The following is a 21,043-nucleotide window of genomic DNA, read 5'->3' on the forward strand; positions in this document are numbered from 1 at the left end:
GGGCCTCAGTAGAAGATCCAGTGCGGGTGGCGGATGAAGTACGAGCAGACCCCCACGTAGGCGGGCTCGGTGTCAGTCGGCGTCGCGAGCGGCACGAAGACGTCCGTGTACAGCTCGTCCACCTGCGCGTCGGTGAAGCGCTCTCCCAGGAAGTGGAGCGACCAGCGCTTCAGCGTGGCCTTGACGTCGGCCGGGTCCGCCGTGCGCGCCGCGCCATTCGGGAACAGCGCCGTGTTGTCCTGCCGGGCCAGGGCCCTGCGGCACCAGCGCTGGGAGACCTGCGTCAGCGTCAGGGCCAGCGTGGGCGAAGGAGTCCGGTCCGCGGAGACCTGGTTCATCACCGAGCCTCCCCCCAGCCCATGGTAGCGCTCGCCGCTGATGTACTGCCGGGGAGCGGGGATGGCGTCCGGCGACTGGAGCGGGAGGTACTCCTCGCCCCGGGACTCCGCCATGTCGAAGCCGAACTCCTTCGCGTTGACGAAGAAGTCGTCGTACCCCAGCCCGAGCTGCTGGTAGAGCGCGCGCTGCATCTGGTCCGCGCTCATGCGGGTGATGCGCGGGGCGTCGCGGTCCGGCCGGGCATCGCGCTGCTGCGTGCCGAGCCCTTGAATCCAGGTTCGCACCGCCTCCACGGGGAGCTTCGCGGTGCCCTCCGAGACGAGCTGCGCGTAGGACTTCTGGCCGATGGGCATCTGCTTGAAGGCGCCGCTTCCCCGGCCCTCCAGCAGCCGCAGCAGCTCGCTTCCGTCGGGGTCGCCGGCCTTCACCAGCCGCGCATCCGCGACGAGCAGGCCCTGGAAGGCCTCCACGGAGGCGAAGTAGCCGCGCGCGCCCTGCGCATGGCAGCCCTCGCAGTGCGGTTTGAGGCCCTCCATGACGCGCAGGGTCTCCGAGGTCGCCGGCGTGCCGCACGCCGACTGTGTCTGGGAGCGGGGGGTGGACGGCGTCACCTCCGAGCTACAGGCGGCCATCCAGGGGAGTACGAGGAGCCATGCGTAGCGGTTCATGTCAGCGCCCCCTCTGGAAGAGGTCCGACTGCGTGAGTGCCTTGATGTACGGGCGGGCCTTGCGGCCTCCGGAGATGAAGCGCGCCACCTGGTCCTCCAGGTAGCCCGCCTCCTTCGCCGGGTCGATGTCCCGCCCCATCACCTGCGCGTGCAGGTGACGCACGACACACCGGTCGAACGAGCCCGAGGCGACGATGAGCTTGGCGAAACCCAGCGGCCCCACCGTCCCGTCACTCGTCTGGCCCAGCAGGGTCTGCTCCGCCGGGAGGAAGTCGATGAAGACGGCCTCCGGATTCGCGTCGGCCTGGGCCTGCGTGACGGGTGTCAGCAGCGTGTCCGGCATGTACCAGCGGTTCCAGTGGCTGAACGGGTCCGAGTGATAGGGGTACTCGCCGGTGCGCCACCGCGCGGGCCAGTGCCACACCTTGCCCACACCCGGCATCGGGTAGGTCGCGCCATGGCCCTCGAAGCCGTGCCCCACCTTCGCGAAGCGCTTGAAGTGGATGGCCGCGGGGTCCAACCGGCGGTGGCAGTGCTGGCAGGTCCCCTCCGTGCCCGGGTCCCGCTTGTACTCGTTGAACTCCTGCCCCTGCGGCGGGGAGAGCTCCTCGCAGGCCAGCATCTCCAGCGCCCGCGCGCCGCGCACGCGCTCGCGGGGATAGGCGCTGAGGAAGCCGAGGCTGGTGAGCATGCCCGCGGCGGGGATGCCCTTCATGGCCGTGGACTGCGTGCGCGGGTCGTACCGGTAGTCTCGCTCCTCCAGGAAGAAGGGGTTGCGGGCCGGCACGGAGTACTCGCGCCAGGCCGTCGGGTCGCCCTGGCGGTGGTCGGGGTCGACCGGTGCGCTGGCGAAGCGCGACGGTCTCCACCAGGAGTCGTCCTCGAGCAGGTACGTCAACTCGCCGGCGAGGCCCTGCATGACGTAGGCAGCCTGCAGGCGCGTGGGGCCCACGGAGTAGTTGCCGAGGATGAGGTCCGTCATCGGCCGGTCGTGCCAACCGAGGTGCGCGAACAGTCGGGCGGGTTCCTCGGCGACGAGTCGCCGCTGCCCTTGTGGACTGTGAAGCCCGTAGTCCTCCCAGCCCGGATAGCTCCCCGTGTCCGCGTGGCAGCGCGCGGCGGCGGGCCCGCAGCCACAGTTCGCGACGGGGCCCGCGGTGGCGCAGTTCACCGTCACCGGGAAGCCGCTCGCGTCGTAGGTCTGCCCCGTGGGCGACACGCTCGCCGCGAAGCCCACCAGCCTCGTCGTGGCGCCCGGGGCCCACCACGACTCGAGGGTGCGCTCCTCCGCGGGCGTGCCATCCGGCTTCAGGCCGTGACAGGCATCCTTGTCGTCGCGGAAGTACTTCCACGCTCCAGCCTTCGGCGTGCCCTCGGGGCACCGGACGATGGAGCGCTGCTGCTGCAGGCCATACTCCGGCGGATCCGCCGTCGGCCCCACGGGCGGGATGTTGAACCAGTCGCGCGCCGTCTCGAACAGGGTCCGGTAGAAGGTGGGCTCCTGGAGCGTCCGGTCCACGAAGGCGGAGACGTAGGCGCGCTGCGCTGCCTCGGTCCCGGCGGCCTCCAGCGCGGCGTACTCTTCATCCGTCGGAGGCTCGCCTCTCAGCGCCAGCGCGCTGCGCCGCAGCAGGCGGCTGGGGACGAGCACGTCGGCCGGCACGCCCGCGTCGGAGCCATCCGCGGGCGGGGGCTCGACGCAGCCGGCATCCCCGCCATTCGGAGTGGGTCCTGCGGGCCCGATATTGCCGGAGCAGCCCAGCCAGAAAAGGAGCGGGAGGAGCCACAGCAGCGCGCACGCGTCTCGCGCGGTGGCCAGCCCTGGGGGAGGGAGCTTTCGGTGGGGCATCCGCGGCCCCTTGGCAAGTCACATGCCATGGGCGCTCGCGCGAGCGCTCCGAGCGGGCAGGGGCAATTTCCAGGCTCCTGCGCCGTGGCGTAACGGAGAGTGTCCACCACAGCTTGGGGTCCGCGCGCTACACCTGACGTCCACAACGGGAACTCCTTCCCGGTGAACGTGGACAGGAATCCCTCGCGCGTTTGGGATTGGAAGGACGCGCAGTTCCTGCGCGCCTTTCCCCAACCTGTCGGGCGCTGACAGGGTGGTGCTCAGCGCTTCAGTCACATCGGCTCGCCAGGGCACAGGAGGTCGCGCAGGACGGGAGCGCCGCGCGGGCCGAGCTTCCGGCCGCTGTCTTGTCCACGCCGTAGGTCGTCGTGCCCTGCGTGATTTCGAGCCGGCCCGCCGACGTGAGGAAGCCCACCCACTCCACGTTCCCTCAAGCGGGGGCGGAGCCGGGGCTGGCGGAGGAGAGCCCGGCCCTGGCTGCGACAGTGGAGTCGGCGAAGGAGCGCACGCCGCGATGGGATTGGGCGGGACTGCTGCGCCGGACGTTCGCGCTGGATGTCTTCGCCTGCTCTCGGTGTGGAGGCCGCAGGAGGGTGCTGGCACACCTGACGGCCCCCGGTGGGAGACGCGCCATTCTGGAGCACCTGGTATTGCCCTCGCGGCCTGCGAAGCTGGCCCCGGCCTTGAGGACTTCTCCGTGGACGAGGCGACCGACATCCTCCAGGACACGTTCGGCCTCTCGGAAGCGGAGGTGCAGTTGCTCCTGGGGGGCACGAGCAGCGGCTACGGGAAGCGGCTGCAGGCGCTGGGCCTGGAGCCACTACAGGTCCGCGAGCTGCTCACCCAGACGGAGCCGCCGCTGTTCGCCTTCTCCGACGACCTCGGGAGCTACCAGCCGATGGGCAACGCCCGATTCCTCGTCGAGACGCTCGCCGCGTTTGGCCTGAGCGGGGACGCGGCGTTCGAGTTCATCCAGGAGAACGGCGACGCGCTGTCGGCGTTCGAGCAGGTCGACCAGTACGCCCTCCCGGAGTCGTCGCTGGGGGCCGCGATCTCCAGCGGCGACTTCTCCGCCTTCCGCGAGGAGGCGCTGCGGCTGCTGCCGGATGACATCGCCGAGGACCTGGAGCCCTACCTGGACGCGACGCCGAACACCGAGCTCTTCGAGGCCTGAGGCTCGAAGGGGCAGCGCGGGATAAAGACACGGGCCCGGGTCACAACGGTCTTCATGCGCCTGGTGCCTCGGAGTGCAATCAAGCCGGCCGTGGCGCGAAGCGGGGACAGCCGTCATCCCCCCCTACCCCAGAACCTCCCATGTCTGAGATTCCGAAGCGCCTGCTCTGGTTGTGCCTGCTGGGCCCGCTGCTCGCCTGTGCGTCCGCGCCGGTCCCGAAACCCGAAGCCTCCGAGAAGAGCCCGCCTGACTTCTTCGGCGCGAAGGAGCCGAAGTCCCGGCTGATGATGCTGGCGGTCATGGGTCACATTCGGCCCCGCGGCTCGCGCCAACCCACGCAAGCACAGACGCCCTTTTCGTATGCAGAATGGACGTCCATGACGCCTGAACAGCTCTTCTCACACCTACTCGAGCATAGGGAGTGCATCTCGTATATCGAGGCCTACGCGCGGGTGCTCGGTGAGCGCCCGACGCCGTGGCGAAATCTCGTCCATGCCCCGGAGATCATCCGCGCCGCGCTCCGCACCCAGCCGTGTGACGTGAATGGTCTGAGGATTCAGCTCGACGGACTCATCGTCGGTCAAGACTCGCGCGTGCCGGGCAAGGACCACTTCCGAGGCGCCCCCTACGGGCCGGCCGAGTGGAAGGCGGCCTTCGCAAGGTGGCCGCTCTGCGAGCACTGACGGCCTCCGTAGTGCCCACCAAGCATGGCGAGGCCCGTAGAGGCCACGGCCCGGCGCCCCCCGCAGGCTACCGGACGGAGTCGCCCTGCACGGCCGTCTTCGTGCCGCCCCCGTGCCGCGTGACTCGCGGGCGGATGGTCACCTTCTGGGGGCGTTGCACGAACCGCGGGTCGGTGCTGCGCTGCGCCCAAACGAGCGCCTCGCCGGGTTTGAGCGACGTGACCTGTGCGTCCGCGATGCCCTCCAGCGCCACGATAGCGCCCTTGAGGTGCTTGAGCCACTGCGGCGAGGACATGCGGTGCAGCACCAGCACCGACGTCAGTTCGATGACCGCGCGTGGGACGGAGAGCGGGTCCTGGCTCGCGATGAGGACGCTTGTCGCCTGGTGGCGCATCTCGCGGATGGTCTCCACCACCTGGCCGATGAGCTCCGACTCGGTGATGTACTTGTGCGCCTCGTCGAACACGACGAGCTTGTTGAAGTCGCGGCCCTCATGCTTGGCCTGCGCGAAGATGCGCAGCATCACCACGAAGAGACCGAGCGCCTCGTCCTTTTCAATCCACTCGTCGCGCAAGTCGACCACCACCGTCCGTCCGGGGCGCAGAAGGGCCCCGAGCCGGCGCGCGTCGTCGATGTAGGGCTCGGCCAAGTTGAGGCGGTCCTCGACGAGGCGCCGCGTGGCCTTGGGCAGGTCCGCGTCCTCAAGTTCCTGGCGGAGCGTCTTCACAGTCAGGCTTGACCGGTGGCGCCGCATGATGGCCACCAACTGCCTGAGGTAGAGCGAGTCGTTGCCGTACGCCCCGAGCAGGAACTTCCAGCTCTCCGCTCCCAGCTCCGCGGAGCTGAACTTGATGGGCTCTACGGTGAGCCCCGGGTACTCGCGGCGGCGCTGCTCGACCTTCGCTTCAGGGGACAGAAGCACCACGTCCCGGAGTCCTTGGGGCGAGGCGCCGTATTCGCGCAGCAGGCGCTCCACCTCGTCGGGCTTGGCGTTGCCGTCCACGGCGCTCGCGTATTCGGGCGCGTAGGCGTCACTCTTGTGGTAGTGGAAGATGACCGTCGCCAGCGGGGCCGGCAGCGTGTTGATGCCCGGCACCCGGGCCGTCGCCATCTCGGCGATGACGCCCAGGGTGTACGACTTGCCGAACCCCTGGACGCCGAAGAGGCTGATGGTGTTGCAGCCATTGAGGTCCAGCGCCACCTTCATCCCGCTCGCCTTGCCCAGGACGCCCGTCTGGCTCGTCCAGTCGCTTGCGCCGAGCAGGACGTCCGCTGGGCAGGAAATGGCCGCTGGCTTGGTCAGCGAAGCGGGTGCCTCGACCTGCGGCTCTGGGACGGACGGCGCCGCCTGAGGGTAGCGCGGCTCGGGCTCCCGGGCTTGGGGCACTTCGGGCACGCCCGCCTCCGGGTACACCGGGACCGCTAGCGCGCGCTGCACGGCAGCAGCCTCCTCGTCGGTGAAGGCCAGTGCCTCCTCCATCCGCTCCGAGGCAGGCGCCGGCAGAAGGCTGCGCCGGCTCGACGTGTCCCCCCAGCTCGAGCGACTCTCGCGCTCGCTAAAGCGTCCAAGCGCGTCCGCGAGCAACTGCCGCGCCTTGTCCTCACCGAGGCGATGGACGACGAAGCCGGGCTCCTCCTCGTCGACGTGCAGGCCGCTCGCCTGCCGCTCGAAGACGACGCCCAGCGAGCGGAGCTCCAGGCGGTAGCCCTCGCCCAAGCGCTCGACTCGCCCGAGCATCGCCCGGGCTTCGGAGTCCGACACCAGCCCGTAGCGGCACGCACGCCGCACGTAGAAGGCGAGCGTGCTGCCCAGCTCCTTGGCGCGGAGGGCGGTGTCGGCGCGGGGCTGCGCGAAGAGGTCCTGCGCAAAAAGCAGGCGCAGGCGCTGCTCAGTGTTCTCCGTCTGCGCGCGCATGTCGGCGTAGAGCTCGCTTCGCGCGGCCGGCGACAGCTGCTCGCGCAGCTTTACCTCAACGACGTCCATGCGAACGACGCCTGCCTCCGGGAGGCTCACCAATAGCAAATCCGCCCTACGCTGCGACCCTCCCTCACCGTCCGCAGCGAACCAAGAGCGGTGGGCGTCCATCGGGATGAGCAGCCGGTGGGCGAGGAGCCCTACACGGTCAAGGAGCCAGCGCGCGAGCAGGAGTCCGACCACCTCGGAGGCCTGGGTCCGCCCCTGCTCCAGCTTGAGTGCCAAGCGCCCGGACAGCGAGCGCAGTGTTTCTAGGAGGACCACGTCCTCCCCGGCGCGCAGTGCCAGCCCGTGCCGTTCCAGCGAGGGGCGCAGCACCGTCTCCAACTCCTCGGTGCTTCGCGTCGTCAGTAGCAGCCGCTGCCGGTCCTCCTGCAGGTACTCCGGCGCGAAGTCGAGCAGGAAGCCGGTGTCCCGCGCAGACGTGGGGCTGTCGAAGTAGTCCAGCCCAAGGTTCCGGTCGACCGTGAGCACCCAGTCACACGCCTCGTGCACCTGTTTGAGGAGTGCCTGGCTACCCGCGTCCAACTGCAGCGCCACCAGGGGCGCGACGTCCTCGGCGACGGGTCGGCCCAGGGCGTGGCTGGCCTGGAGCGCCTGGGCTGCGTGTACGGCCAACGTAAGCAGGCCCTCCTGCTCCGAGGCGTTCGAAGGAAGCGCGGAGTTGAGTCCCTTCACCCAGCCGAACTGGGGGCCCTGGGACTCCAGGCGCATCTCCGGCTCCTGGACGAGCCCGCCCACGAAGGACCCACGCCGCAACGCGTCCACGCGGCCGACGCGGCACTGCACCGGGAACTGCTCCAGCAGGAGAGCGACGTGGCCAGGGAATCGCTCCGGAGACTGGAGAAACTCCGCCGTGGCGTGGCGCGAAAACACCAACTTGGGGCGAAGGTGGTTGCTCGTTTCGAGCGCGAACTCGTCGTCCTCCCCCACTTGGCGCTCGGGGTCCAAGAGACTCTCGAGGCCGTCCACCCCAGCCTCCACATGCTCCGCTGCGGCGAACAGGTGCACCGAGTAGCGCAGCGCGAGTGGCGTGGGGCGCAGCGCCGCGCGCAGCCGCTCTAATTCCCGAAGGACGTTCGCCACCAGGCGCCCATCCCCCGGGTTGAAGACGTTGAGGTGGAGCTGCTCGAGGTAGGGGTGCTGGGCGAGGTACTCGAAGAGGCGGCTTGCCACCTCCGCGGGCTCGACCGTCACTACGCCCACTTCACGGGCGCGCACGGCGAGCGCCGCGAGCACCCGGTCTCGCATGGCCACCGCGTCGACTGGAACGTCGCCCTCGGCCCGGTCCGGCAGGTACAAAGACCAGAAGGACGTGAGCGGCGCGTGCTCGACGTAGCCCCGGCCGCGCCTGTCGAAAAGCACTGCGGGCAGGTTGAGCGGCAGGAGCCCTCCTTGCAACTGCTCAAGGTGCTCGCGCCAGGAGCGTACCTGCATCGTGCCCGCCTCCCACGCAGAGACCGCCGCCTCGCACGCCTGCGTGTGCCGCAGGTGCCACAACATGCGCAGAGGGTGTGTCGGCGCCACGAGCAGCGCCCGGCCCGGGTCTCCCGTGCTCGGCCGCCACCGCAGCTCGATGGTGTCCAGCAGCGCCAGCGCCCGCACCCGCACGGGCTGACCGCGCCCGTCGTGCCCGTCGTTGTTCGCCGCGCGGGCGAGCGCTAGGTAGGCCTTGGCGTAGCGCTCAATGGGCGCAGCGTGGCGCGCGAGGTCCACGGACTCAAGCACGCCTGCGAGCACCGCCTCCTTCTCGGGAGGCGTCCCCGCCGGGTCGAAATGGTGCATCCGGATGGCGTTGAAGGCCCCGCGCCGCGCAGCCAGGAACTCCTCCACCTCCGTGCCCTGCCCCAGTGTCAGCGCCTCGCGCGACTCCAACTGCACGTCGGCCAGCGTACGTGCTTCGCGGAAGGACAAGGCGTACACGGCGAGACGCTCGGGGTGTGTCAGCAGGTCCAGCTCGGCCCGGCGCAGCAACGCAGGGACCACAACGGAGAAACCGGCGAACCCCTCGCTCTTGAGCTCGAAGTGGGCGCTGCCGCGAACCGGCGCCCCCACGGGCACATCCCATGCCCCGCGCACCTCGCCCCGCTTTGGAAGCGCCTCACCCTTGCGCGACCTACTTCCCAGCACCCTCGCTGCCGCTTCGGTCCACGCCTCCAGAAGCGAGCCCATGAAGACGGCCCGCACGTCGGGGTCCTCAATGGGTGTCCCCTCGCGCACCACCAGCAAGCGCTCCGACTCGTTCTCCGCGCGGCTGGACTCGTCGCCGGGGTCCACCCGCCGTGGGCGAGTGAGGAGCGCCCCCTCGGCGTCGTAGGCGTCCACCTTGAGGTAGTACGTGCCCTCCTCGAGTGCCTGGAGGTCCGCGACCTTGATGCTCCTGCGCATCACGGACGTGCGCCCCTGCGGCTTGGGGAAGCTGTTGCTCTCCCAGGCGACAGCTCCCCCTCCCTCCCCGACTCGCAGCAACTGGATGCGGAACGTCTTCCAGCTGGGAACCTGCCCCGGACCGGGCAGGGAACGAAACGACACCTTCAGCGGGTCCCTGCCGCCTAGGTTGAGGAGGGGGAGTTGGGCGGCCCCGCTGACCACGTCCTGCGTCTGCAGTGGCAGGGTGAGTGGCTCGACGAGCAACCGCAACTCCTCGGCCTCGCCGCCGTCGGCGAACGCCCAGTTCTCAAACGCCAGGCTGCGGTGCTTGGCGTCGCACGCCACCTCGCGCGTCCAAACGCGCGCGTCTACACCTTGGCGCTCGCGGAGGAAGGCAAAGAGCGGCCCCTGCAGGCTTCCGGGCAGCAGTCCCAGCGCGCGCAGTCGGCTCTGCAGCGGCTGCTTGGTGTCGGCGAGCCGCTCGCAAGCCTTGCGGTTCCGGCTGAGCCAAAAGCGCGGACTGCCGCGGGTGAACAGCTGAAAGTCGGGCACCAGCCCGAAGACATGAAGGGCGCCGCCGGCCGCCTCGGGCGTCGCCTCGTTCTTGAGCACCGTGAGGAGGTACTCCACCACCTCGTCCGCGTTGCGGACGGCCCCCTCCATGCGGAGGTAGACCAGCTCCTCCTCCACCGCCTGCCGCAGCGCCGCCGGCAGACGCGCGAGCAGGACGCCCATCAAATCCGCTGCGAGCGAAGTGAGCGGCAGCTCGGTGAAGGTGGCGATGTCCAGCGAGTCTTCCGCTGCAGTACGAAGCCCCGGCGGGATGAACGTCAACAGCGGCTTGTCGAGCGCGTTGCGCAGCTCAATGAGCTTCGTCGCCGTGACCTTCCACTCCACATCCGAGGCACCGGCCACGAGAAGGCGAGCCACCCAGGGGCCGGTCTGGAGCGCCGCGCACACGCGCTCCATCACCGGCTCGGGCAGCGACGTCACCCGCAAGCGCTGCCCCGGCCCGGCCACCCGGAGGGCTTCCAAGAGTCGGGGATGCGTCTCCTCTGCGAGGAGCGCGTACAGGTCCGACGCCTCCGCACGTTGCAACACCGTCACCGCGCCTCCTCCGCCAGGAGCGTGTAGCGCGGACGCACTGTCTGCGCGTTGTAGGCGTCGCTCAGGTCGTCGTAGAAGCCGATTTCCCGTAGCCGGTCCTTGAGTGCGCGCACGTTGTCACGGAAGGCGCGGTGCTCATCAAGCGTGACGGGGCGCCGGGCCGTGGGCGTCGTGCCCGGAGCGATGACAAAGCCGTAGCGGCGCTCCATCCACACAAGGAAGTCGTCGATGAGGACAGGCTCGGTGCGGAAGCGCTTGCCGCCCTCCGCGTCCTCCCCTCGGAGGACGGCGAGTTGCACCATCACCTCGAGCATCCGCCCCCCTAGGTGCCAACGGCGTGGGTTGCTCGCGGAGCGGCCCTGCGCCAGGACGCCGAAGACGCCGTTCTTCTGGAACAGCTTGTCCATCATCTGCACCAGGTACACCAGGTGGTGTTTCTGCCGGACGTGCGTCACCACCTCGATGAAGGTGTCAAAGGCGGGAAGGCCCGCATCCAGGATGGCACGCACCTCGGGGGTGAGCTCCTCGTCATCCCCGTTGTCCGCGAGGAGCCGCTTGAGGGTGGCCTTGAAGTCCGCCTCGAAGCCGTCGGGCGGGTCGCTGAGGAGCGAGGGCACCTCCAGTGGGTCGTCCTTGAGCCGCTCCGACTTCGCGTAGCGCAGGAGTTGGTTGAAGGTGAAGAGCGCCCGCACCAGGTCCACCAGGCGGTCGTATTCGGCCGCCGCGTCCTCTTGCGCCATTTGCGCCATGCGGGTGCGGTAGTCGCCACCCATGTCCACTGTCATGGTGAAGCGATACGGGCACGAGGCAAACGGGTCCTCGTGGGCGCCCGAGACGGGGCACTCGCGGCACGTCGGGTGGGCCTTCCGGTCGCGAATCCAGCCGGACAGCTGGCGGCCGACCCTCATGGTGAATAGCCCCAGGTGCAGCCCGAAGAGGGTCTTCAGGTAGTCAATCATCACCGGGCGCGGCACCACGTCCTGGTAGGCGAGCAGCCGCTGCACGTCGTCGCACAGCACCCGAGCCTGGCCCCGGCAGATGGGTGGGTGTTTAATTTCCTTCTCGCCCGTGCGGTGGGTGTCGGGCAGATCCTCCACCAACTTGAGGACGGTGAGCGTCTCCAGGTCGAGCGGCGTCGTCCCGTCGTACTTGCGCGTGCTCGGGTCGCGGCCGCGCTCCAGGTAGCGCCGCAGGTCCAGCAGCGCCTGGCGCTCCCCGTACTCAAGCATCGCGTAGAGCGCGTCCGCATGGTTGTAGTCGCGGCAGTGCTTGGCCACGCGAATCTTGTGCGCCTCGATGTGGAGCGGGCGCAGCGAAGCGATAGCCTCCGTGGGACGCCCCCGGTTGACGAGGTCGAAGATGTCCGTCTCCAGCCAGCGCTGCGCTATGCGGCGGTGCTCGGGGGAGTCGAGGCCGGAGACGCCCTCCATCTTCGCCAGACTCTCCAGGTGCGCTGCCACCTTCTCGAACTCCGCGCGAGGCCGACCGCGCGTCCCCACCCGCTCCCCCTCGCACCGCAGGAGCAGGAAGAGGATGGTTAGGACACGGTCCAAGTCGATGGCCTTAGGGTCCGGGTAAAAGACCTTGGGGTTGCGGAACTCCTGATCCTCGGGACGCAGCTTCACACGCCCTCCTCGGTGTGTCGCGCCAGAGAGAGTCGGATGCCATCCGACCGCCCTTGGGCGGCAATCTCGTAGAACGTCGCGTCGTTCTCGGTGACCAGCACGCGGTCGAACGTCGTCGTCAGAAGCTCGTTGCGGAAGATGAGCAGGTTCACGAAGAGGCCCTGGAGGTCGGCGCTCGTCGGTCGGTACCCGTCCCGGATGAGCTCGAGCATCTCGAAGAGATCGAGCGAGATGCGCAGCCGCGCCCCGTCCCTCCCGCTGCCCGCCACCAACTCCACGGCGTCGGGCGCGTACTCGAGGTAGCGGCCCAGGCTGGGCAGACGCGTCACTTCCACCCGGAAGGACTCTCGCGGGAAGAGGCGGTAGCTGCGCAGCGCTGCATCCTTCACCCGCGTCACCTTGAGGGCGAGGAAGCGCCGGCGCAGGTCCGCGCTGCGCACGCCCTCGGCCAAGCTGATGGCGTCCACCACCCGGTCGCGGAGTTCGCCGCGCAAGTCCTCCTGCCGCCCGTCGTCCGAACCTGCCAGGAGCTCCTCAAGCAAGCCCGCGGAGCGGTAGGGCAGCATCCGGGCCCACCCCTCGTCGCGGCGCTCGAAGTAGGCCCACCGTCGCCGCATAGCGAGCAGTCTGCGGCGCGCCGCGAGAAGCGTCGGCAGGGCCACGTCGTCACCGACAGCCGGCGCATGCTGACCGAGTGAAGCCATCACATCTCCGCCATGTGCCGAGCGCGCCTCGTACGTCATCCAAGGAACCGCAGAGCTTGGGTCGCGGTCGAGGCGCCGGTCCAGGAGCGGGGACTCCACCCGGCCCACGTCCACCTCGCGCAGTTGGCGAACGAGACGGTCCACCGCGCGCTCCCCACCCGAGGGCGCGACCGAAGAAGCCGTGGCCGCCTCAGGCTCGGCGAAGGCGTTCGGGTAGTACAGCCAAGCCAGCGCCTCGGGGAGCCGCGCGTCCTGGCGTCCCAGCATACGCTCCACGTCCTCGCAGTCGTGGTCGCGCAGCAACATCCACGAGAGCGCCGAGCGCAGGTCGCGCATGGTGACGTGCGAGCGGCGGCGCAGGTGCACCACTTCGAAGAGCCGCCGGACCCGCGCGCGCGTGGTCACTCCCGAGGCCGCGTCCCGCAGCGTGTCCACGTTGTGCCTGATAGGGCAGCGTTCGCGGTGCGCGCAGCCTTCGCACGGCGCCCACAGTTCTGGGCGCAGCATCGTTTGAAGCTGTCTCTCAACGAGCGACTGCTCTCCGCCTGCGGCCACGGCGCGCAGGTTGAGGTTCACCAGGAGCGCGCGCGCTGAGGAGGCGGCCCCCTCCAGCGCCGCGTGCACGAAACGGCGCAACCCCGCGAAACGCGGGGCTTCGGCCCCGTGCGCGAGGAAGTCCAGCAGGCGCCCCTCGTTGATGGCAATGAGACGGGCATGCGTTCCCGAGAGCCCTGAAAGGGTGGCACCGGCAAAGGGCGCGAAAAAGTGCGCCAGCACATCGTCGTTGGAGCGGATGCCCTCGTCCTGGGAGCCGTCGTAGTTGGTCTCATACTCTACGCCGTGGTGGCTCCAGCGGCTCCCGTTGCCCGACAGGAGCGATTCTGGGCGGGCGCCCGCTTCGGCGAAGAGCTGCTCCACCCGCTGGAGGAAGGCCGTCTTGCCGTCGCCCGCGTTGCCAGTCACCACCACCAGGCGAAAGCCACCGCTGACAATGGCGGGGGCGAGCTCCGTGTCTAGCTTCGTCGTCACGTAGGTAAGTCGTGCGATCTCGTCCAACCCGCGCGTGCCCGCATTGGTGCGGCGCGCCTGGCTGTAGAGCGTCAGCAGCCGGCGCACGTAGGGGTTGCGGTTGGGGACGGCGACCTCCTCGGGGCTGACCTTCAGGCCGGGGAAGCGGCCCGGGACGACGGAGGGCGGGCCAGCCGGCGCGTACATCGCCGAAATACGCGCGAGGGCCTCCCTCATCTGCGCCGCGGTGGCGAAGCGATTCTGTGCCTTGGGCTGCACCGCCCGGACGAGGAAGCGTGCCAGCTCCTCGGAAAGGGGCAGCTCGGGGGCCACGCTCCGCGGGTCGGCCGGGGCTCCCGTCTCGGGCCGGTCGTGCGGGAAGGGGTGGCGGTGCGTCACCAATTCGTACAACACCACGCCCAGCGAGAAGAGGTCCGCGTCCGGGCGCCACTCCGGCTGCCCTCGGTCCGGCGCCCAGTAGCGCGGTGTGCCGGCCGCGCCCTTGGCCGAGCCGATGGACGCGGAGATGTTGAAGTCGATGAGTTTGACCCGGTGGGTCGGCAGCTGCAGGAGGATGTTGGCGGGCTTGATGTCCCGGTGCAGCACCTGCCGCCCGTGCATCGCCTCAAGGCCGTCGAGCAACTCCGTCCCGATGCGCTGGATGTCCGACCAAGCTAGGCGCTTGCGCCCGTCGCAGTAGGCCTCGAGCGTCTCCCCGTCGATGTACTCGTACAGGACGTACGGCACGTCGTTCGGGGGCGCGAGGCGCGCCATCCACTCGATGCGGGCGAGGTTCGAGTGCTCGGGCAGCACGCCCTTGATATTGCGGAACTCGTCCAGCGCGAGGTCCGCGTTCTCCTGATGGGTGAGAACCTTCATCGCGTACGTGCGCTGGTGGTCCAGGTTGAACACCTTGAACACCTTGGAGAAGGCGCCCGACCCTAGCTTCTCGTCGATGCGCCAGACGCCGTCGAGCACGCTTCCCTTGTCGAAGGGCTGAACGGGGGGCGGTTGCGAGGGCGTAGCGGCGGACTTCCCACCCGTCGTGAGTCCTAGCGCGTCGCGCAGCACGGCGAGCGCCTCAGTAGCCGAGGGGCGGGCCTTGAAGTCGTCCACGCGCAGCAGGCCCTGCATCAGCTCGCGCAGGCGCGCGTCCACGTCCCCGCGCACTGGCGGAAAGGACGCGGACGTGCGCCCCTGCGCCGCCCGCGCTTCGTTCGCGTTGGCGAACGGGACTCGGTCCGTGAGAAGTCGGTGAAGCAGCACGCCGAACGAGTACATGTCCGACGCGGTGTCGAAGTCGTAGTCTGTGGTGTCGTCCAGCTCAGGCGGCACGTAGGCCGGGTTGCGCCGCTGCCCCACGGTGGCCGCGAACACCGTCTGCCGTCCCTTAAGGTAGGCGCGGTCGAAGTCGATGAGGCGCGGCTTGCGGTCAAAGCCGAGGAGGATGGTCTCCGGGCACACGTTGCGGTGGACGACCTGGTGCGCGTGCACGGCCTCCAGCGCCGCCGCGACGCCCTCGGCGATTTCCAACCGCTCGCGCAGCGTGAGCTGGTCCCGCTCCTGGTTCTCCAGGTAGCCGTGAAGGGTGCCGAACTCCGACCACTCCGTCACCTCGAAGAACTCGTTGTCCTCTTCGAGGAAGTCGAACTGGAGGATGCGCAGCAGGTTCAGGTGCGGGCCGATGCGGGCGACCGCCTCCGTTGGCCGCTGGATGAGGGCCTTTTGCCGCGCGACGGCGTCTGCGGGCTGCCCTTGGTCGAGGCGCCAGGTGCGGATGCGATAGCGGGTGGCGTCGCCTTCGATGAGCGTGCGGCGCGCGAGATACTCAGCCGTCCGCTCGTCGCGGAAGACGGTCTCCAGGATTTCGTAGCTGCCCACGCTGCGGCGCAGGCCGCGCTGGCGCGCGCCCCACTTACCCTGCATCGCACTGACGATGGCCTCGTGGTAGCTGCGGATGTCACCCGACCGGGGGAGGCGCGCCCGGTCCTGCAGGAAAGCCACGGCGCCCGACAGCGAGCGCACGTGGGGCGCCCAGGAGCCTCCCAGCAGGTTCTGCGTCCCATCCGGCACCACGAGCAGTGGGGCCACGTGTACCTGGTTGCCGACCGGCCCGAGCTCCGTCTTGAGCACCTTGCACTTGGTGTTCACCAGCCAGAGAGGGCACTTCTTGGGCTTCTGGTTGAGGAGCCACTCGGAGTCATCGCCGGTGATACGTCCGTACCACTCCTTGGCTTCCGCCACGTACACCGCGTGGGGGGCGACCACCACGAAGTCATACTCGAGCGCGTCATGCGCCTTCTGCTTGAGTTGGAAGTTAGGGGCGACCACAAAAGCGTCCGGAAGCTCCTTCAGGAGCGCATCCAGCACCCTTCGCTCAAAATCTCCGACGAGCCCTCCACCAGTTGGCGTGTGGATCAGGCGAGCCATGCTGGCAGAACCTCATCCTCGACAATGCGGATTGCTTCCTTTTCGGCCACACCCGCTTCGATTCGAGCCGCTTCGCAAGCCCCGATATGCGTAGCAATCCTCGTAGCAAGGCGAGTCGACAGGTCTGGAAACGGAAGGTCACTCAGCAGCGCCAAGTGCATCGACGGAATGCTCGTTCCAACAGCGGTGCTCTGAAGAAGTCTCAAACCGACTCTCCCTGAGAGGAAAGCATACGCTACAGAACGTACCTCAGGTCTAAACAGAAGCCGAAGAATGTCTTGAGTAACCCCGCCGTCACATGCGCCAAACGAGGCGAGCTCAACGCGACCGAAAAGGCTTCCCTCGTTCAACTGTCCGTGGCTACCTGCCAGCAACGCCTGCTTAGGAACAAACAAGAGGCGATCAGAAATTGGAGGCCTAGCGATACGCCTAGGCACCGCGCGCATCAGGAACACATCCCGCTGCGACATAAACTGAATTCCATGTGGCTCTTCGCAGTCGACGCGTGAGAACCGAGGCCCGTTAAAAACGCCTCCTGGCTCAAGCGCATCGTGCAACCGACCGTGCCAGGCGCGTCGCAGCCGCGTAAGCGCATCACCTAATGAGGCGGTATTCCACGCGGACAGCGTTCGCATCGGGCCATTCCAAATGGTAGCCCTCGCCTTACGAGCGCTACAGATAGCGTGCGCCTCGCATACCTCGGGGAGTTCCTCGAACGCGGCCCTAGCCAATTGGAGCTGCTCTGCGTACCTCTCTCGCAATTCAACACAACGGCGGACCAACGCTGCAACTCTTTTTACGGCAGACTGTTCAGCTCTTGGTACCGGTAGCGATCCGAACAGGTCCTCTCGGATTCGCAGGATCTTCGTCCCATAGCTAGTTGACCGAACTGCTGCCACGCCTGTTGAGCTCGCCAAGTAAGCGTAAGTAAAGAGTGAGAAATCCGAACCTGGCTCCAAGAACGAGAGGGACATGGCGTCGGGCCCGACATATCGACCTGCCAAGCGTCCATCGGCAATCAGAGACCGGCCATAGAGTTCATTCTCACCAAGTGTACCTGCGCCAGCAATCAACACCTGCCAGCGCTTCACTTCGTGCAACTCTGGTTTTGCCATTGAGTCGCGACGAATGACGCGACCTTGTGGCTCCGCCGCAAACATGTCTCCCTGAGACAGCAGTTCAACACCGAATTGCCGCTCACAGTCAGCACGCGTAAAGACAGTTCCGTATGCCGGTCCCATCTCCGCAAGCAGCGATCTCAGGGGGACTGAGCCACCAGCACGTGACTGACGGAGGCGCTCGACTTGGGGGCTATAGTTTAGCGCACGAAGGGCCGAGTGACGAACCTGATGAACAGTGAAGACGTTTCGCATTGCGCCCTACGCAGGACTGCGGGTCCTAAGCTGCTGAAACTCACGGGCGATCCACGGGAGATCATCAGCAATCCGGCGAACCTGCCTCACTCGCTGGTGTGACTCCGCCTTTCCATTGCGCTCTCGGCGCTCAGTTACTGACTCCATCTCCAGCAGCTCGGTTCCGTCGGGGGCACGCAAGTACCGCGGTTCTCCCCGACGGCCGTGCCCACATGCCTCTGCGATAGCCATGAACACAGGGCGTTGTTTCAGGCCCTCGCTACTGACAAATGCCAACTCACTATCAGCGCGTCGACGCAGAAAGACGCAACTCGCTTGGACTGACACCTGCGGAAGGAATGCCTCCCCTGGCAGGTCGACGCTAGCGATCAACTCCATCTTTCGCAGCATCCACCAACGAACAAACTCCATCTGCTCACCCGGATTGCCTAGAATACCGTTAGGCAGCACGAGCGCCATCACACCAGTTCCGGGCTTAAGGAAACGCCAGCACGCCTCAATGAAAAGAATTTCCGGCGCGACCTTCTTGTGACGATTTCCTTTCATCCACCCATTGTCGCCAGCCCGAGTCCAAGCATGACCAAGATCAAAAGCACTCAGGATTTCCGGGTTCTCGATGGGAATCTTTGCGCCGAAAGGAGGGTTGGTGAAGACGAAGTCAAACGCCCTGTGCCCCCCAGAAGCCTTCTCGAAGCGTCGCATTTCATCATTCATGAGTGACGGGACGCCGAACTCGAGGCTGTTGAAGCTGTAGATGTTTCCGTGGCCGTCGTTGTTCATCACCATGTTCATCCGCGCGGCCTTGCGGAGTTCCGGGTCGACGTCGAGGCCCCACAGGAACTTGGCGGCGTAGCGGCGCATCTCCGGGTCGACGCGCTTGAGTTCGCTCGGCAGGGGTTGCTCGGGCTGAGGGCAGCCCATCTTCGCGAGCAACTGCCGACGCACGTGGGCGAGCGCCACGACGAGGAAGCCGCCGCTGCCGCACGCTGGGTCGAGCACCTTCGTGTCGGGTCCCGGGTCCGCCATCTCCACCATCATCCGAATGACGTTGCGCGGGGTGAAGAACTGGCCCCGCTCGCGCTTGAGCGTGGTGGAGGTGATGGCCTCGTAGGCCATGCCCTTCGCGTCCGCGTCGGTGCTCAGCAGGCTGTAGCGGGAGAGTTCGCCGGCCACGTACGCGAGCGCTCGGTCGTTGAGTTCGATGCGCTCGTTGCCGTCGAAGACGTCGGCGTACTCCTCTTTTACGCGCTCGAAGAGCTTGTGCAAGCGCTTGGCGACGCGCTTGCAGCCCTCGTCGCTGTTTCGCTCCGTGGCGCCCACGAAGAACTCCCGGGAGCTCGATCGCTCGTCGAGAATCTTGGCGAAGATGAGGTACAGCAACTGCCAGAACGCGCGGTCGCCGCGCATGCTCTGGTTGCCGTAGAGGTAGTCGTGGCAGCGCTTGAAGGTGCGCAGCAGCGAGTCGCCTGACGCAATGCGGAGCGGGCGGCGGTCGGCCTCCTCAAGGTCCTCCAAGCTCTCGTCCGGTGCGGGGAAGTCGGTGAGATCCTCGCACTGGGGCTCGCCGGTGCGACGGTTGAACGTCCGGCGGCGGAACGCGAGGTCCTGCCCGTTGGTCCACAGGCCGTAAACCTCATCCCGCCGCTCCGACAGGTTACTGAGGACGTCGTCCAGCAGTTCGATGGCCTGCGCGGTGGGCTTGGTGCCCTGCTTGGCCACAATCACTGCGCGGATGATGTTCTCGACGTCCTTGGGCTTACCGCTCTCGTACACGGTAATGGAAACGGTGCGCGAGCGGGTGCGCTGGCGCCCACCCTCTTCGACCGAGACGCACGAGACGCGCACGTCACGGCGCATGTCCTCAAGCGCCACGTCGTACTCGCGGTGCAGCTGCTCTACGAGGGACTGCAGTACCTCCTCCTGCGGGGTGGCCGTGCGGTGTTCGCCGGTGAGGGCGCACACCAGCGTTCCCTCGAGGACGACTTCCTCTTCACCGCCCTGCGCGTCCGAGGCCTCGACGTCAGTCTGTGAGTCCAGAGCTTCCGCTGCTGCGCTGCGCTTCTTCGGGGCCATGGCTTGAGGTGCGTCGGCGGAAGGGGAAGAAATGGGCTGCCACGACGGACGCCGAAGGCTCGCAAGAAGTGTTCACAAAGGGAAGCCGGACTTGCACCGCACATCTTACGGCCTACGATCCCCCAAGCCGCTGTTCTCCCGGAGCTTGTTCTTCACTGTAAGGCCTTAAGGTAAGGCCTTAAGGCGTAGAAGCCATTCGGACCGGCAGCGCTAGGGGCAGCGGCAACTGCTCCAGGGGCTAGAGACAACGACGGGGCCCCTTCCTGTCTTACGGCCTTACGCCGCGAGCGCCCCCTCCTGTAACGAGCTGACGTTCCTCATCGCAGCTGTGCCGTAGGACGCCAAGCGTGCCCCTAGTGCGAAGGTCTCGCCCTGCGGCGCCGCCCACTGGCGCCCGTACGTTGCAGGCCTGCGGGCATCCTGAACAGTACGCCTCAATGCCCCGGCCCAAGCGGCCCTTAGCAAGAGCACGCGTACAGCGCGTCGCGGTTCTTCACCCTCGGCGAGTGCGCGGTCTCCCGCGGTCGGGGCGGCCTCAGAGAGCCGCATCAGGTGGACTGCGAAAAATAGAAGTAGCGACCACTGTAGAACTCCCGCTCGCCATCACGAGACACGAGCATGGTCTGCCCCCTGCTCCGCCTTGCGCGGACCTGGCTGGTGCCCCCACAGCGGCTCACGAATGAGAGGAAGAGGGCCACCCCCAAGGCACGCGAGTCCGCATGGACCTCGAAGGGAACCGGCGCTCCCGTGTCCTTGTCGGGCACAGACGAGCTTAGCCAGGACTGACCAGCATAGTTCCCAATCTCTCCGACAACGCCCTCGTGGATGTCACGCATGAGCCAGGTGCGGAGCATTTCCGTGAGTGACTCCAGCGCATAGGCTCCCTTCTGCAGGGAGCCGCCACCGCGTCTCTCCATCCCGTGTCGGAATGGATGCCGCTTCGCGTGCACAAGAAGCTGGTTGACTTCATTTTCAACGCCCGCGGCGAGCTCTCGGCGAGCCCAGTACGCCACGTACGCCGTACGCTGCGCGTCGGAAAGCTCGGTAGAGTCGAGATCCATCTCTCGCTCGGACTCGGCGTCGAACCTTGCCCGGGGAACCGTCGCTTGCCTTCCCGCGTTGTCGAACGTCACGTTGCTGCCCTCGTCCAAGCCAAGCTCAGCAAGAAGCAGGAGGTCGGTGCTCCCGTTGAGCCTGGCGACGAAAACCGGGTCCATCACCATTTCCTTCGCTTCAGCCACCGTCTCATGGCGCATCCTGCCTCCCGTCAGTCAACCAGCCGCTCGGCAGCTCTCGCCAAATAGGTCCGAGCGCAAGTTTCCCCGATGGGGCGTCTACGGTCCCTGGTTGCAGTCCGCCGGCCATGCAGTTGGCAGCGAGGCGGCCATCCGAAGGACAGCGGGGACGAAGCCAGAACTCCGAAAACGAAAACGGGCTGGAGACTCTAGAGCCTCCAGCCCGCTTCGTCGTTTGGTCGGGGAGACAGGATTTGAACCTGCGACCCCTTGGTCCCGAACCAAGTGCTCTACCAGGCTGAGCCACTCCCCGATATCCGGTGCTGCGCCAGGAACTGCCCTCGGGCCCGGCGAAGCGTGGGCGGATCTATCCGAGCCGCTTCCTTCAGTCAACGACCTCTTTTGCCTCCCCCTTCCCTCCCCTCCCCAC

10 protein-coding genes and 1 tRNA gene are annotated in these 21,043 nt (G+C 67.5%); 2 read left to right on the forward strand and 9 right to left on the reverse strand.

Going from position 1 to position 21,043, the window contains the following annotated elements; translation table 11 throughout:
• Nucleotides 1-5: 5 nt before the first annotated feature.
• The 3 genes from D7X96_RS03465 to D7X96_RS39850 all read right to left on the reverse strand — a co-directional run bounded on the left by D7X96_RS03465 (nucleotide 6) and on the right by D7X96_RS39850 (nucleotide 3,280).
• Nucleotides 6-1,007 carry a hypothetical protein gene (locus D7X96_RS03465; protein WP_121768972.1) on the reverse strand — a complete coding sequence of 334 codons (1,002 nt, stop codon included), beginning with the start codon at nucleotides 1,005-1,007 and terminating at the stop codon, nucleotides 6-8.
• 1 nt (nucleotide 1,008) lies between these two features.
• A complete protein-coding gene (locus D7X96_RS03470) occupies nucleotides 1,009-2,856 on the reverse strand; it encodes a hypothetical protein (protein WP_121768973.1) in 1,848 nt (615 codons plus the stop codon).
• Between the two features lie 268 nt (nucleotides 2,857-3,124).
• A complete protein-coding gene (locus D7X96_RS39850) occupies nucleotides 3,125-3,280 on the reverse strand; it encodes a hypothetical protein (protein ID WP_158626541.1) in 156 nt (51 codons plus the stop codon).
• 273 nt (nucleotides 3,281-3,553) lie between these two features.
• Here D7X96_RS39850 and D7X96_RS39855 point away from each other — a divergent pair, with 273 nt between their 5' ends.
• Both D7X96_RS39855 and D7X96_RS03485 read left to right on the forward strand, forming a co-directional pair.
• On the forward strand, nucleotides 3,554-4,030 hold the full coding sequence (locus D7X96_RS39855) for a hypothetical protein (RefSeq protein WP_158626542.1): 477 nt from the start codon (nucleotides 3,554-3,556) through the stop codon (nucleotides 4,028-4,030).
• Nucleotides 4,031-4,170: 140 nt separating this feature from the next.
• A complete protein-coding gene (locus tag D7X96_RS03485) occupies nucleotides 4,171-4,713 on the forward strand; it encodes a hypothetical protein (RefSeq protein WP_121768975.1) in 543 nt (180 codons plus the stop codon).
• Between the two features lie 67 nt (nucleotides 4,714-4,780).
• On the opposite strand, the gene D7X96_RS39860 is transcribed toward D7X96_RS03485, so the two are convergent.
• The 6 genes from D7X96_RS39860 to D7X96_RS03515 all read right to left on the reverse strand — a co-directional run bounded on the left by D7X96_RS39860 (nucleotide 4,781) and on the right by D7X96_RS03515 (nucleotide 20,926).
• Nucleotides 4,781-10,165: an ATP-binding protein gene (locus D7X96_RS39860; RefSeq protein WP_158626543.1), complete on the reverse strand. Its 5,385-nt coding sequence runs from the start codon at nucleotides 10,163-10,165 to the stop codon at nucleotides 4,781-4,783.
• On the reverse strand, nucleotides 10,162-11,790 hold the full coding sequence (mads7, locus tag D7X96_RS03495) for a methylation-associated defense system protein MAD7 (protein WP_121768976.1): 1,629 nt from the start codon (nucleotides 11,788-11,790) through the stop codon (nucleotides 10,162-10,164). Before mads7 ends, D7X96_RS39860 begins: the two co-directional genes overlap by 4 nt.
• Nucleotides 11,787-15,932: a methylation-associated defense system protein kinase MAD6 gene (mads6, locus tag D7X96_RS03500; RefSeq protein WP_121768977.1), complete on the reverse strand. Its 4,146-nt coding sequence runs from the start codon at nucleotides 15,930-15,932 to the stop codon at nucleotides 11,787-11,789. Before mads6 ends, mads7 begins: the two co-directional genes overlap by 4 nt.
• Before the next feature lie 1,379 nt (nucleotides 15,933-17,311).
• The gene (locus tag D7X96_RS03505; RefSeq protein WP_121768978.1) at nucleotides 17,312-19,378 is read right to left on the reverse strand and encodes an HsdM family class I SAM-dependent methyltransferase; all 2,067 of its coding nucleotides are present in this window, start codon (nucleotides 19,376-19,378) and stop codon (nucleotides 17,312-17,314) included.
• A gap of 548 nt (nucleotides 19,379-19,926) precedes the next feature.
• Nucleotides 19,927-20,634, reverse strand: a complete 708-nt coding sequence (locus D7X96_RS03510; RefSeq protein WP_147468220.1) for a hypothetical protein — start codon at nucleotides 20,632-20,634, stop codon at nucleotides 19,927-19,929.
• Nucleotides 20,635-20,849: 215 nt separating this feature from the next.
• Nucleotides 20,850-20,926, reverse strand: a tRNA-Pro gene (locus D7X96_RS03515).
• Between the last annotated feature and the right edge of the window lie 117 nt (nucleotides 20,927-21,043).

It is taken from the genome of Corallococcus interemptor (genome assembly GCF_003668875.1).
GTDB lineage: Bacteria > Myxococcota > Myxococcia > Myxococcales > Myxococcaceae > Corallococcus > Corallococcus interemptor.

What these genes read in the sequence shown, in the direction of transcription:
- D7X96_RS03465 (WP_121768972.1), bottom strand. Translation starts at nt 1,007, where the DNA reads ATGAACCGCTACGCATGGCTCCTCGTACTCCCCTGGATGGCCGCCTGT.
- D7X96_RS03470 (WP_121768973.1), bottom strand. Translation starts at nt 2,856, where the DNA reads ATGCCCCACCGAAAGCTCCCTCCCCCAGGGCTGGCCACCGCGCGAGAC.
- D7X96_RS03485 (WP_121768975.1), top strand. Translation starts at nt 4,171, where the DNA reads ATGTCTGAGATTCCGAAGCGCCTGCTCTGGTTGTGCCTGCTGGGCCCG.
- mads6 (WP_121768977.1), bottom strand. Translation starts at nt 15,932, where the DNA reads ATGGCTCGCCTGATCCACACGCCAACTGGTGGAGGGCTCGTCGGAGAT.
- D7X96_RS03505 (WP_121768978.1), bottom strand. Translation starts at nt 19,378, where the DNA reads ATGGCCCCGAAGAAGCGCAGCGCAGCAGCGGAAGCTCTGGACTCACAG.
- D7X96_RS03510 (WP_147468220.1), bottom strand. Translation starts at nt 20,634, where the DNA reads ATGCGCCATGAGACGGTGGCTGAAGCGAAGGAAATGGTGATGGACCCG.